The following is a 13,730-nucleotide window of genomic DNA, read 5'->3' as shown; positions in this document are numbered from 1 at the left end:
TTTTTTCTTTGGCGCGTGCTTGTTCAGCCGGCAGCAGAAAGCAGTGTTTGCGCACGCGCACTGCACATCTCGACAAGGCGATCACGCAGTGCCCGGCCAGCGCTGTCGAGGTCGGGTCGCGCGAAGAGCGTCAACTCCAGCCCACCGATTTCCGGAAAACCATCGGCCGCGGTGAGCACCCGATGTCCCGCCTGCACGGTGCTGGCCGGTAGCAGGCTCACACCCAACCCCGCGCTGACGGCCGCGCACAGGCTTGCCAGGCTCGGGCTCGAATACGTGATGCGCCACGCCTGACCGATCGATTCCAGCGCGTGCAGCATCTCCTGCCGATACAGCGCGCCCACTGGAAACACCACCAACGGCAGCGCAGGTTGCGCCGGCCCCAGCGGCAGGGTGTGCGGCCGCTCGACGCTATCGATCCAGCACACTGGCTCCGCCCAGCGTGCATGGCTGTCGGTATCCGTGCCCCATTGCTTGACCAGCAGCAGGTCCAGGTCGCCATTGCGGTACAGGCGCAGCAGGTGGTGGCTGAGGCCGCTTTCCACTTCCAGCCGCAACTTTGGGCGCTCGCGCGCAAAGCTGGCGATGAGCGGCATCAGGGCGCCGCTGCCCAGGTCTTCCGGTACACCCAGGCGCAGCACGCCCTCGGTGTGTTGGGGGCTGAGCGCCTCGCTGGCCTCGCCGGCCAGACGCAGCAGGCGGCGCGCATAGCCGAGCAGGCGGTCGCCTTCTTCGGTGGGCAGTACCTGCCTCTGGCTGCGATCGAGCAGGCGGCAGTTCAGTTGCTGCTCCAGCCGCAGGATCTGTTGGCTGACCGTCGATTGCGTGAGGTGCAGGTGCTCCGCCGCCCGCGTGAAATTGCCGGTATCCACCACCGTCACGAAGCTGCGCAGCAAGATCAGATCAATCATTCAAGAGTCCACTGAGCGTCATTCAACTATTTAATTTGAAGATGCTTATGGGCGCAACCATAATCGGCCGGATCTGACAGATCCCGTGAATGAGGAAGCCCCACATGTCCGACGAACACTTCATGCGCGAAGCCGTTGAACTGGCCCGCGCCAACATCAACGTCGGTGGCGCGCCGTTCGGCGCCGTGCTGGTGCGCGACGGCAAAGTCGTCGCCCGCGCCGTCAACGAGGTGCACACCACCAACGACCCGACCGCCCATGCGGAAATGCAGGCCATCCGCCAGGCCAGTCACCTGCTGGCCACGCCGGATATGAGCGGCGCGGTCATGTACGCCAGCGGCCATCCGTGCCCGATGTGCTTTGCCGCCATGCACCGCTGCGGCATCCGCGCGGCGTACTTCGCCTATTCGAACGAGGATGGCGAGCCGTTCGGCATGTCCACCGCAGCGATCTACGACGAGCTGAAGCGCGAGCCGCAGGCGCGTGCGCTGCAGATGCGCTCACTGCGCCCAGCAGGCGAGCAGGGCTTGTACGAAGCATGGAAGGCGCATCAATCGTGACCGAGGCTGCCACACAGCAGATCGCGCCGGCTGCGTCTGCCGTATCGCCCACGCGCGCCGATGCCGGCTGGATCGGCGTGCTGGTGGTGATTGCGCTTGGCCTGAACCTGCGTCCCATTCTCACGACCATCGGCCCGCTGCTGGCGGAGATTCGCGCGGGCACGGGGCTCAGTCTGCAAGGCGCGTCGTTGCTGACGGTGATTCCGGTGCTGTGCATGGGCAGCATTGCGCTGTTCCTGCCTTGGCTTGCGCGCTGGGTGAACGAGCATCGCGGCGTGATGTGCAGCCTGTTGGCGATTGCCGGTGCGTGCCTGTGGAGGCTGTGGGCCGGTAGCGGCATCGCGTTGATCGCCAGCGCCGCGTTGGCTGGCACTGGCGTGGCCATCATCCAAGGACTGGTGCCGGGCATCATCAAGCGCTGGTTTCCGCAGCGCGTGCCGGTCACGCTGGGTTTGTACTCCGCCTCGCTCATGGCGGGCGGCGGCATTGCGGCCACGCTCAGCCCACGCATCGTCCACGTGGCGGACTGGCATGTCGGCCTTGGCGTGTGGGTATTGCCAGCTCTGGCGGGGTTGGTACTGTGGGTGACTGCCCGCCCGCGCGAAGCGTTGCCGAGCACGCAACGCGGGCCTGTGCTGAATTTCTTCGGCAACCGCCGCGCGTGGTTGTTGGCCGTCTACTTTGGCGGCGCCAATGGCGGCTACACCAGCATGATTGCGTGGTTGCCGATGTTCTATCGCCAGCTTGGCTGGAGCGCGCAGGATGCCGGCAGCCTGATCGGCGTAATGACGATCTTCCAGGTGACTGGTGCGTTGGGCGCGCCCCTGCTTGCACGGCGCTCGGCGGATCGCCGCCCGTGGCTGATGATGACGATGCTCGCGCAACTCGCGGGATTCAGCGGTCTGCTGCTTGCGCCGCTGGCCGGTACCGCGCTGTGGGTTGCGCTGATCGGCTATGGCCTGGGCGCCATGTTCTCGCTGTGCCTGACACTCACGCTGGACCACCTGCCCGACGCACGCGCCGCGGGCTATCTGGCAGCGTTCGTGCAAGGTGTCGGCTTCATCATCACGGGGATCATTCCCTACGCCGTGGGCTGGCTGCGCGAGTTGACGGGCGGCTTCCAGGTACCTTGGCTGCTGCTGATCGCCATCGTGGTCGCTGCCATGGTTGCAACGCTGCGCTTTGCGCCGGCCGGCTACGCCCGCGCCATGGGGCGCGTTTAATCTTCCCTGCGCGCCTCCTCCCGACCTCGTCTCCACAAGGGGTTTCTGCGGTTTGCAAAAAAGCCTTGTAATGCGAATCATTCGCATTTATAGTTTGTCCATCGACAGCGCTGCAGCCGGTGGACAAACCTCCAGGCACAACGCGTCAAACCGAATTCCGCTGTGAGCGTGCCCGCCAGTCAGTGCAGGGCGCCCCGGCAACCGATCTTTTGTGGGGACCGCTCTGACACACAGAGCGTTTGGCAGTAGCAAGCCGCCCGACAGTCGGGAAAGCACTCAGACCCCGCTTTCCCGACTGCGACTTTCCCGGGCCGCCAGCCATGCCGTCTTTTTTCGGAACCCCCGTCTGCACGATTGCGATGCGGCTTCCGGCCCTGCTGCGTTGTCTACGCTGTACTTCTAGCCTTACGCCCCCAACGCCATGCCAAATTCGAACGACCTGCGCCGTGCCGGGCTCAAAGCCACATCACCGCGCGTCAAGATTCTGGAAATCCTTGCTGCCGGCACGGACCACGGCCGTCACCTGAGCGCGGAAGATGTCTATCGCCAGTTGCTGACGTCGGACCTCGACATCGGCATCTCAACGGTCTACCGCGTGCTCAACCAGTTGGTGGATGCCAGTGTGCTGCTGCGTCATACGTTCGAGGCCGGCCACGCGGTGTATGAGATCAACGAGGGCGCACACCACGATCACCTGATTTGCATGTCGTGCGGCCGCGTGGAAGAGTTTCACGACGATGCCATCGAGGCCCGTCAGGAGCGTGTGGCGAGTGAGCGTGGCTTTGTGCTGCGCGATCACGCGCTGGCGCTGTATGGCGTGTGCCCTGCATGCCAGGCCAGTGCAAGTGCGCCGCAGGCTTCGGAGCGCGCTTCACATTGATGTGATCCCGTAACGCCTGGAAACATCATCGGCGGGATCATGGCGAAACTCATCCGGCACGGGCGGTTCCAACAACCGTGATACCCAGGAGATGCCGATGCAACGCCGTCTGAAGTCCGAAGATGAAATCAAGACCTTGCTGGCCCGCTGCGTTCAGCAACATCCGGAATGCGCCAATTGCGAGCTGCGCGCGATGTGCATTCACCGGCCCGATCACACTGGCTGCAACTGGAGCGCCGAATTCGATTTCCCAAGCGATGACGATGCCGCTGCCATCCGCGGCCTGTCGGTCGCCAAGCGTCTGCTGACGCGGGCGCGCACGCAGTACAACGTGGCGGCGTAACGCGCAGGCGCTAGCCCTTTGCTTGCCGGGCGATACGCTCGAGCAGTGCGCGGGCGCTTTCACCGTGGCCCTGCTGTGCCAGCAGGCGAGCATTCAACACGAGGTTTTCCAGCACCAGTTTGGCGATGCTTGCCGTGAGCGAGACGATCACCTCGTCCTGGCTGAAGTGGGCATCTTCCATTTGCGTGAGCTGGCGCGAGACCAGCTTGCAGACCAGGTCGCGCAACATCTGCTCGTCAAAGGGCAGGTTGGCGAAATCCACTGGGTCTTCCTTCTCGACTTCCGCAATCAACTGAACCAGCAACTCTTCGGTCATGACGCGTCCCCCGTTCAGGTTTGGACCAGTCTACGCCTGCGTTCGCCAAAAATAAAACGGGCCCGCATGGTGCGAGCCCGTAGGTGTTGTGACGCTGCGTCGTTGGTTATTTGCGGCGCATGAAGTGGATCGGTTGTTCAACGGCAGCGGCCGATGACGATTCGCCGGAAGAGCAACCGCTGCAACCGCTGCTGCAGGTGCCAAATGCGGCGCTGCCAGAGAGCGGATCGGAGTGGCACGACGGTGCCTCGCCCGGCGTGAGCAGCCGCTGCCCGAAGGCGCGCATCCAGCCCGGGCGCGATGGGCGATCACACCAGCCTGCCACACGCGCCATCGTGCGCGCACGCATGATCGGCGCATAGCGGCCAGTAATCGACAGCGCGCTCAGCGCCACGACCGTGGCAACGACGCCGGTTTCGACAACGTGATATACGCTCATGTCAGCACCCGTGCGATCTGGTAGGTAGCGAAGGCGGCCAGATAGGCCAGCGCAAACAGATAACCCGCGGTGGCCGCCATGACCTTCCACGAGTTGGTCTCACGGCGGATGGTGGCCAGCGTCGAGATGCATTGCGGTGCGTACACGTACCACGCCAGGAAGGCCAGCGCCGTCGCCAACGACCATTGCTGGGCGATGATCGGCGCCAGCTGCGCAGCCGCATCCTCATGCGTGGCCGACAGCGAATACACCGTTGCCAGTGCACCCACGGCCACCTCGCGTGCGGCCATGCCCGGAATCAGCGCAACGCACATCTGCCACGTGAAGCCGATCGGCGCGAACACGACTTCCAGCGCGCGGCCAATCATGCCGGCAAAGCTGTAGTCGATGGCGGGCAAGGTGGCGTTGGCGGGCGGCGACGGGAAGGTCGACAGGAACCACAGCACCACCATCATCTTCAGGATGACCGTGCCGATGCGGCGCAGGAAGATGCGTGCGCGCTCGATCAGGCCGACGATCAGGTTGCGCACGCTGGGCAGACGATACGACGGCAACTCCAGAATGAGCGGGTGCTCGTTGCGATCGCGCTTGAGGTACTTGAGTACGTAGGCCACGACCAGCGCCGACACGATGCCGGCCATGTACAGCCCGAACAGCACCAGCCCCTGCAGATTGAACAGGCCCCACACCTCACGCACCGGAATGAACGCGCCGATCAACAGCGCATACACCGGCAGCCGTGCCGAGCACGTCATCAAGGGCGCCACCAGAATCGTCACCAACCGGTCGCGCGGGTCCTGGATCGTGCGCGTGGCCATCACACCGGGGATCGCGCAGGCAAAGCTCGACAGCAGCGGAATGAACGAACGCCCCGACAGCCCGGCGCCCGCCATCAACCGGTCGAGCAGGAAGGCCGCGCGCGGCAGGTAGCCGGATTCTTCCAGCGACAAGATGAAGAGGAACAGGATCAGGATCTGCGGCAGGAACACCAGCACGCTGCCCGTGCCGGCAATGATGCCGTTGACCAGCAGGCTCTTGAGCATGCCGTCGGGCATGACCGTGCCAACCCATACGCCCACGGCTTCCACGGCGCCTTGAATGCCGTCCATGAGCGGCTGTGCCCACGAGAACACGGCCTGGAACATGAAGAACATGATCCCGGCCAGCAAGATCAGGCCCAGCACCGGATGCAGCACGATGCGGTCGAGCCGGTCGTCCAGCTCGGCCGTGCTGCGCGGCATGGTGACGGCAGCGTCAAGCAGGCGCTTCACTTCAACGTGCACGTCGGCATCGGCCGGCAGCCCCACCGGCATGGCCGGAAGTTTCTCGTGATCGATATACGCCACCAAGTCGGCCGCGCCGTTGCGCTTGATGGCCACGGTTTGCACCACCGGTATGCCAAGCGCCGCTTCCAGCTTGGCGCGATCGATGCGGATGCCGCGCCGTTCGGCCGCGTCCACCATATTGATCGCAAGCACCATCGGCAGCCCCAGGCGTTGCAGTTCCAGCACGAAGCGCAGGTGCAGGCGCAGGTTGGTGGCATCGACCACGCAGACCAGCAGGTCGGGGCGCTGTTCGTCGCGGAACGTGCCCAGGCAAATGTCGCGCGTGATGGCTTCATCCGGGCTGGTGGCGACCAGGCTATAGGCGCCGGGCAGGTCCAGGATCTGTACGTGCCGGCCCGACGGCGCGGTAAAGCGGCCTTCCTTGCGCTCAACCGTCACGCCTGCGTAGTTGGCCACCTTCTGGCGGCTGCCGGTCAGCAGGTTGAACAGCGCGGTCTTGCCGCAATTGGGGTTGCCGACCAGGGCAACGCGCAATGCCGGCGAGGAAGAGGAGGCGGGGGAAGCGTGCATCTGCATGAAGGCAGGATAAGCGGGGCCGGAAAGTGTCGGCGACGGGCTACGCCGCCTCGCGCACCTGCGCGGGCGGGGCCGTCTCGGTGGCCGTTGTTGTGACATTCGCAGCCGGAGCGGCGGGTTGCGTGGCCGCTTCAGCGCGTACACGAACGCGCGCAGCCTCTTGGCGGCGCAACGCAAAGCGCGTGAAGCCAACCTGCACGACCAGCGGATCACCGCCGAACGGGCCTACGGCCACCACGCGCACCACCTCACCCGTGACGAACCCGAGTTCGCGCAGGCGTTGGCTGATGGGATCGGCGGGCTCACGGTCTTCAACGTGATCCACCACCGCCGTTGCCCGGCGGGAAAGCTCGGAAAGCCGCATCGTGCCTAGTCGTTAACTTGATACTACGTAAATGCGAATCGTTTTCATTATATCGCAACATCAAGCGTGACGGGCTGCGGCACCGGGTCGCCGGGATGGTTATTTCGGACGAGGGATTAACGCGGAGGAAGGGGCGTTGCGTTGAAGGCACAAAAAGGGGCGGGGTGCGCGCAAAACCGCTGCTGGTGCCGGGTTTTTGCCAAATTACCCTATCCTGGGTATTGGCCGGATGGGGGTCATTGCCTATGCTTCAAGTGCGCTGAACTTCCCCGTTCAAAGCGTATTCTTGAAGCCACCGGATACCGCTATCCGGTGGTTTTTTCTTTTGCACCTGCCGAGTGTAGGGCAACTCAGTCGCTGGCGATCGTGCCGCGGCCTTCGCTCTTGGCTCGGTAGCAGGCGGCATCTGCGCGTGCCAGGAAGGCACCGACGTCTGTGTCATCTGCCTGCAGTTCCACCACCCCCTGCGAGAGCCCAATCTCCGCCCGCGCACCGGCGGCCAGCAGCGGCTGCCGTGCCAGCGCTGCGCGGATGCGGTCGGCAAATGTAACGGCAGCCTGCATGTCGCAGTTGGGCAGGATGACCGCAAACTCGTCGCCGCCCAGGCGGGCCACATAGTCTTGCGTGCGCGTGTTCTGCACGACGAGTTCTGCCACGCCGCGCAGCACATCGTCGCCGGCGGCATGGCCGTAGCGGTCGTTGATGATCTTGAAACCGTCCAGGTCGATCATGATGAGCGCCAGTGGGGCGCGCGTGACAGGGTTGCCGCCACGGTGGGCTTCGACCTGCGCGCGCAGGGTTGCGTCAAAACCACGGCGGTTCAGCAGCCCGGTCAGCACATCGTGGGTGGCATCCCAGGCGATGCGCTGCACGGTCTCGCGCGTGGCCGACACATCGCGCAGCACCAGTACGCCGCTGCCCGACGTGCCCGGCAGTGGGCCCCATGACAGTTCCACATCGTGCCGGCGCCCATCGGGGCGCTCCAGCCGCAGGCTGCCCGAGAGCGTGCCGCCCGCGCGCAGCAACTGCGTGGGGATGACGCGCCGGCCGCTGTCGTGCTCCACCAGATGCAGCAGGCGGTTGATCGACTGGCCGACCGCGCGTGCGGGGTGCGTGCCGACGAGTGTTTCAATGGCGCGGCTGGCGTGGGTGACGATGCCATCGCCGTCGATCGTGAGCAGCGGTTCCTGAATGGCATCGAGCACCAGCAGCGCGGCGCGTACCTCTTGTTCGAGCGCCTCCTTGGCGCGTTGCTCGCGTGTGCTGTCGACCACGGCGACGATCCACCCGGCCAGCGGCGCACCCGCCCCACCGATGGGGCGCGCCGTCAGCAACACCGCGCCGATACCGGCACCTTGCCCCGTAGCGATCACCACCGGCTGATCCGCCAGCGCCAGCGGCGCGCGCGGCAGATGGGCAAGCGAGGTGGCCACGGCATGCGCTGCAGGCGAGACGGGGTCACCCGCCTTGGCCTGCAACGCCAGGCTGATGGCCTGCGCACTCGTGCCCAGCAGCCGTTCGAAACGCACGTTGGCAAACGAAACCGCCAGCGCCCGGTCCAGGAATGCCAGCCCGACCGGGGCCTGCTCGGCCAATCCGCGGAAGAAGGCGACGTCCTGCTCGCTGACTTCCAGCGCCTCGTCCCAGTACTTGGCGAGGTGGCCGACACGCACAGCCAGCGCGCCCACCTCGGTGGTCGGGTCGAACGTGGAGACCGTCGGGTCCGCCAATTCCCCCAGGCGTGTGAGCGGGCCAGGTGGGTGGGCATCGTGCAAGGGCGGGCGGCCGGAGGCGGGCGCAACCGGGTGGATTGGCAGGCCGCCTTCCACCTCGTGGCGTAGCCGCTCCAGTGGGCTGACCGCGCGCTCGATCCAGAACCAGGCGAAGAGCAGACAGACGGCTCCAAAGGCAATGCCGGCCGCGATGAGCGTGCGCGTCGTACGCGCAGCGCCCGCGTAGGCCTCCTGCACCGGCCACCAGACGCCTACGCTCCAGGGCACGGCATTCAGCCGGCGATAGCCGACGATGACGGGCGACTGCCCCGGCGGGGTGAATTCAGCGCCCTGGCTCCAGCCCTGCGCGAGCGAACGCGCAGCGGTGGGCAGCGCGGCCAGATCCGGCGCTTGCTGCAGCAGGCGCGAGCGATCCGGCGCAACGATGTACTTGCCGCCTTCCGACACCACCACCAGACGCCCGGTGCGCCCCATCCGGACGGCTTCCAGATCGGCGAGCATCGGATTGCGCGACAGTTCGATCGAGCCGATCACCAGTCCCGCAAAGGCCCCGTCGCTACCGTGCAGCGGCACCGCAAATGAGGCCACCGGGCGCTTGCCGGCCGGCGCCAGAAACGGCTCTGGCATGTAGAGCCGGCGCGTGTCGCGCACGGTCTTGAAGATGGGGTGGTCGGCCATGTTGTCGCCGCGCCGTTCAGGCAACGCCGGCGCGTCGGCCAGGATGGTGCCGTCGGCGCCGACCACCAGAACGTTGTCAAACGCGCCGCGTAAGTCGGCGTGAGTGTCGAGCCAGGTTTGGCCGTCGGCCGGCTTGAGCAGGTTGCTGGAGCTCTCGGCGGCGGCAGAGAGGCGGTCGATGATACTGGCCAGTCGCGCGTCGATCGGGCGGGCCGCTTGTGACATTGCCTGGTCCAGGCGGCTGTCGATCTCCTGCCGCGTGTCGTCGTACACCGTGGAGACGGCCACCCCAATCAACCCCGCAAACGGCACCAGCGCGGCGAACACCACGCCCGGCAGTAGGCGGAACAACAGTCGGCGTGGGGCGTTAGGCGGGGGCGTGTTTGGCATGTGCCCGGATTTTAGAGCGAGTTGGCCCCGTGGAAACCCCAAAACGTCAATAAAACCGCTTAGATTGCAACAGTTGCGTACACACTTTCCACAAGTTGCGTGCGATAGGAATTGCAAGCAAAATGCTTGCGCACTGCGTCAGCCGTTATCCGGCACGATGCCGCAACTGCATCGCGTGCCTTGGCGTACGGTTCCTGAGCCGCATGTCGTGTAGTCACTGAGGTGCAGCCGCAGAGTGCATCCGCTCTCCACACCAAGGCTCTACCGGTCATTCAAGTGCCGAAGCACGCTTTTTTTCCCACCACGTTGCGCGGCCGTTTGCTTGCACTGGCTGCGGTGGCCGCCTTGCCGGCCATTGTCGTGGCGATTGCCGGCGTGGCGCTTTACCGTGACCGGCTCAACGACCATCTTGCCCAGCGCCTGACCCACGAGACCGAGTCCGCCGCCGCGCGCGTCGGGATGGTGCTGTCCAACGCCAATGAACTGCTTTCCGTGCTGGTGGCCGACGATTCGGCGTTGCGCATGGACCAGCAGGAATGCAGCCGCTTCGTCAACCGCGTCTTCCATAACCAGAGCGAGCTATCCAATCTGGGCGTGATCAACGCGCGCGGCACGCTGGTGTGTACGCCCGATCCGGCCAATCTTGGCATCGACGTGTCGGATCGTGAATATGTGCACGAGATCCTGGCGACGGGCCAGCCTGCGCTGTCGACGTTCGTGATTGGGAAGGCGTCCAACCAGGCCGTGATCGTTTCTGCGCGGCCGATGGTGGCCAGCGATGGCGCCATCCGGGGTGTGGTCTACGCGGCCGTGCGACAGAGTGCCCTGATCGCGGCGGCGTCCGGCGGCATGCCGGGTGCGCCGGTCTACCTGATCGACGCGGCCGGCAACGTGCTGTCGATCAACGCCACGATGGCACCTGGGCAGGCGCCCACGATTGCCAAGGGAACGCTCGTGGCCATGGCCGGCCAGCAACCGGGTGACCCCGTGCTGGTGGACGACACCGACGGCGTGCGCCGTGCCTATGCCGCGATGGTGGTGCCGCATGCAGCGGCCGGGCGGTTGCGCATCGTGCGCGGTGTGGACGCTACCGACATCATCCGCCAGCAGCGCGATATCACGCTGGCCGGCGGCGGGGCCATCCTCTTGATGATCGTGTTGCTGCTGGCGCTGATCCAAATGGCGATGCGGCGGCTGGTGCTGCCGCGTGTCGATGCACTGGTGGACGCCGCACGCCACTACGCCGCGGGTGATTTCTCTGCCCGCGTGATCGAGCAGGGCACCACGCGCGATGAATTGTCATTGCTCGAACGCACCTTCAACGAAATGCGCGCGGCCATCCAGCGCCACGACGCCACCGTCCACCGCCTGACAGAACGTTTCCAGCGCGTGGCGCGCGCCACCAACGACTGGATCTTCGACTGGGACATCGCCACCGGAGAGTCGTGGGCCAACGCCAGCCTGCACCGGCTGCTGGGCAGCGACGCGCTGCTCGGCCCCGGCGAGGACGACGGCATGGGCGGCGGCACCTCGCGCACGCTGACCTTCCACCAGTTCGTGCATCCCGACGATGTGGATGCGTTCGGCCAGCAACTGCGTGCGGTGCTGCATTCGGATCAAGACAGCTGGCACTGCGTCTGCCGTGTGATCGACGCCAACCGCGCCACGCGCACCGTGGAGATTCGCGCCAGCATCTATCGCGGCAAAGATGGCCGGGCCGTGCGCATGGTGGGCGGCGTGAGCGATATCTCGCAGCGCTCGGCTATGGAGCAGGAACTGCGTGCCAGCGAAGCCAACCTGAGCGTGGCCGAGCAGATCGCCCAACTCGGTAGCTGGCGCTGGGATGTGCTGCGAGATTCCACCACATGGTCTTCCGGCATGTACGTGTTGACCGGCGTGCCGGCGGGTTCGCCGCCCACCTTTGCGCAGCAAGCGCAGTTCTTTACCGCCGACAGCTTCAACCGCCTGCGCGAAGCCGCCAGCCATGCTGTGACCGAAGGCGAGCCGTACTCGCTGGAGCTGGAGATGATCCGCCGTGACGGCGAGCACCGTTGGGTGCTCTCGCGCGGCAACATCGAGCGCAATGAGCGCGACGAGGTCGTGGCGCTCTTCGGCACCATGCAGGACATCACCGAGCGCCGCGACTCCGATGAGCAGTTGCGTCTGCTGCGCCGCGTGGTGGAGTCCGTGCCGTCGGGCATTACCGTGGCCGACGCGCAGCAGCCGGATATGCCGCTGGTCTACGTGAACCCTGGCTTCGAGCGCATGACCGGCTACCGTGCTGAAGAGGTGCTGGGCCGCAACTGCCGCTTCCTGCATTCCTCCGAGCCGGGGCAGCCGGCGCTGAACGAAGTGCGCACGGCCCTGCGGGATGCGAGCGAGATCCGTGTGTTGTTGCGCAACTTCCGCAAGGACGGCCACGCGTTCCTGAACAACTTCCTGCTCTCGCCGGTGCGCGATGCGAAGGGTGCAGTCACGCACTACGTCGGCATTCAAGACGACGTGACCGAGCAGGAGATGACGCGTGCGCGCCTGGCCCAGCACGCCACGGTCGACCCGCTTACCGGCCTGCCTAATCGCACGCTGTTGGCCGATCGTGTGCAGCAGTCGGTGGAGATGGCCGCGCGCCAGCGCAGCCGCTTCTATGTGGCGCTGGTCAATATCGACCGCTTCAAGGTCATCAACGACAGCCTGGGCCACCTGCTGGGTGATGAGGTGCTGCGCCGTGTGGCGGAGCGCCTGCGCGATGCGGCCGACACCGTCGACACCGTGGCGCGCTTTGGTGGTGACGTGTTTGCGTTGGTGGTCTCGCATGCCGGCTCGCGCGGCGTGGATTTTGGCTTCGACCTGTTTGCCGAGCCCATCCGTGTGGAAGGGCACGAGGTGTTCGTGACGGCGAGCATTGGCGTGGCGGAGTACCCCACGCACGGCTCGGATGCCGACACGCTCATCCGCCATGCCGAGATGGCGATGTACTACGCCAAGCAGAACGGCCGCAACCGGCTGGAGTTCTTCGCGCCCGAGATGGATATCGGCGTGTCGTACCGGTTGAACTTGGAGCACCAGATTCGGGCGGCGCTGGAGCAGGGCCAGTTCCGCCTGCTGTATCAGCCGCAGATCGACACCAAGACCGGCCGCGTGTGCGGGCTGGAGGCACTGATCCGCTGGATTCACCCGACGCGCGGGCTGCTACCGCCGGCGGCGTTCATTCCGGTGGCGGAGGAGAGCGGCCTGATCGTCGACATCGGCAATTGGGTGCTGGCCGAAGCCGCGCACCAGCGCGCCGAATGGCATGCGCGTGGCCTGGCGGACGACCTGACGATTGCCGTGAACGTGTCGCCTCTGCAATTCAAGCGCGGCACCGTGCTGCCGACGCTGCTCAAGCTGCAGCGTCAGTACGGTTTGGGCTCGGGCTTCCTGGAGCTGGAGGTGACCGAATCGATGCTGATGGAAGGCACCGAACGCACCATCGAAGACCTGACCGCCATCCGTCAGCTTGGCGTGCGTATCGCCATTGATGATTTCGGTACCGGGTATTCGAGCCTGGCGTATCTGAAGCGCCTGCCGATCGACCTCATCAAGATCGACCGTGCCTTCGTCAAGGACATCGACCGTGATTCCAACGACGCGGCCATTTGCACGACGGTGGTGGTGCTCGCCCACAACCTGGGCGTGAAGGTGTGTGCTGAAGGCGTGGAAGACCCCGCGCAGGCTGCGTTCCTGACTTCTCACCAGTGCGACGTGCTGCAGGGCTACTACTTTAGCGAGCCGCTGCTGCCGGATGCGGTGGCAGCGCTGCTGGAGCGCGATACGCGCTTTACGGTGTAAGCGCCTCCAGCACATCAGCGCGCGTGATGGCGCCAACGCTAGCACCCAGATGGTGTGGCCGTACCCAGCCCTATGCGGCGCCTTGAATTTCTGTTGCGAGGAGGAAAAAGGAAGGGAAACTGTCTGAGCGCAGCGAGTTTTTCCCTTCCCCTCCTCGCGACATAAATTCAAGGAGTCTTTCGGCGCATCGGGCGCGCCTTTCT

At 65.4% G+C, this 13,730-nt stretch carries 11 protein-coding genes; 5 read left to right on the top strand and 6 right to left on the bottom strand.

Annotated elements, in window-relative coordinates; translation table 11 throughout:
* Window positions 1-23: 23 nt before the first annotated feature.
* Window positions 24-911, bottom strand: coding sequence for a LysR family transcriptional regulator (locus PI87_RS11945; RefSeq protein ID WP_039597932.1), 888 nt, complete (start codon window positions 909-911; stop codon window positions 24-26).
* A 104-nt stretch (window positions 912-1,015) separates the two neighbouring features.
* Here PI87_RS11945 and PI87_RS11940 point away from each other — a divergent pair, with 104 nt between their 5' ends.
* From PI87_RS11940 to PI87_RS11925, 4 genes are all read left to right on the top strand, one after another.
* The gene (locus tag PI87_RS11940) at window positions 1,016-1,471 is read left to right on the top strand and encodes a nucleoside deaminase (RefSeq protein WP_039597931.1); all 456 of its coding nucleotides are present in this window, start codon (window positions 1,016-1,018) and stop codon (window positions 1,469-1,471) included.
* Window positions 1,450-2,694, top strand: coding sequence for a CynX/NimT family MFS transporter (locus PI87_RS11935; protein ID WP_052321494.1), 1,245 nt, complete (start codon window positions 1,450-1,452; stop codon window positions 2,692-2,694). The genes PI87_RS11940 and PI87_RS11935 overlap by 22 nt, the downstream gene beginning before the upstream one ends.
* 421 nt (window positions 2,695-3,115) lie before the next feature.
* Complete coding sequence (gene fur, locus PI87_RS11930; RefSeq protein WP_039597930.1) at window positions 3,116-3,574, top strand: ferric iron uptake transcriptional regulator; 459 nt, start codon at window positions 3,116-3,118, stop codon at window positions 3,572-3,574.
* Between the two features lie 97 nt (window positions 3,575-3,671).
* Entirely contained in the window at window positions 3,672-3,917 is a 246-nt protein-coding gene (locus PI87_RS11925) for a hypothetical protein (RefSeq protein WP_039597929.1), read from the top strand.
* A gap of 10 nt (window positions 3,918-3,927) precedes the next feature.
* Here the strand turns inward: PI87_RS11925 and PI87_RS11920 are convergent, their stop codons facing one another.
* From PI87_RS11920 to PI87_RS11900, 5 genes are all read right to left on the bottom strand, one after another.
* Window positions 3,928-4,233, bottom strand: a complete 306-nt coding sequence (locus tag PI87_RS11920; RefSeq protein ID WP_021192985.1) for a hypothetical protein — start codon at window positions 4,231-4,233, stop codon at window positions 3,928-3,930.
* A 106-nt stretch (window positions 4,234-4,339) separates the two neighbouring features.
* A complete protein-coding gene (locus PI87_RS11915; RefSeq protein ID WP_039597928.1) occupies window positions 4,340-4,672 on the bottom strand; it encodes a DUF6587 family protein in 333 nt (110 codons plus the stop codon).
* Entirely contained in the window at window positions 4,669-6,534 is a 1,866-nt protein-coding gene (feoB, locus tag PI87_RS11910) for a ferrous iron transport protein B (protein WP_039597927.1), read from the bottom strand. Before feoB ends, PI87_RS11915 begins: the two co-directional genes overlap by 4 nt.
* Before the next feature lie 40 nt (window positions 6,535-6,574).
* Window positions 6,575-6,898 carry a FeoA family protein gene (locus PI87_RS11905; RefSeq protein ID WP_039597926.1) on the bottom strand — a complete coding sequence of 108 codons (324 nt, stop codon included), beginning with the start codon at window positions 6,896-6,898 and terminating at the stop codon, window positions 6,575-6,577.
* Between the two features lie 350 nt (window positions 6,899-7,248).
* On the bottom strand, window positions 7,249-9,699 hold the full coding sequence (locus PI87_RS11900; protein WP_039597925.1) for a sensor domain-containing diguanylate cyclase: 2,451 nt from the start codon (window positions 9,697-9,699) through the stop codon (window positions 7,249-7,251).
* Between the two features lie 276 nt (window positions 9,700-9,975).
* Here PI87_RS11900 and PI87_RS11895 point away from each other — a divergent pair, with 276 nt between their 5' ends.
* Window positions 9,976-13,527 (top strand): EAL domain-containing protein, encoded by a 3,552-nt coding sequence (locus PI87_RS11895; RefSeq protein WP_039597924.1) that lies wholly within the window; start codon window positions 9,976-9,978, stop codon window positions 13,525-13,527.
* Window positions 13,528-13,730 lie beyond the last annotated feature (203 nt).

The organism is Ralstonia sp. A12, assembly GCF_000801955.1.
Classification (GTDB): Bacteria; Pseudomonadota; Gammaproteobacteria; order Burkholderiales; family Burkholderiaceae; genus Ralstonia.
This window is presented reverse-complemented; position numbering and strand designations above follow the sequence as displayed.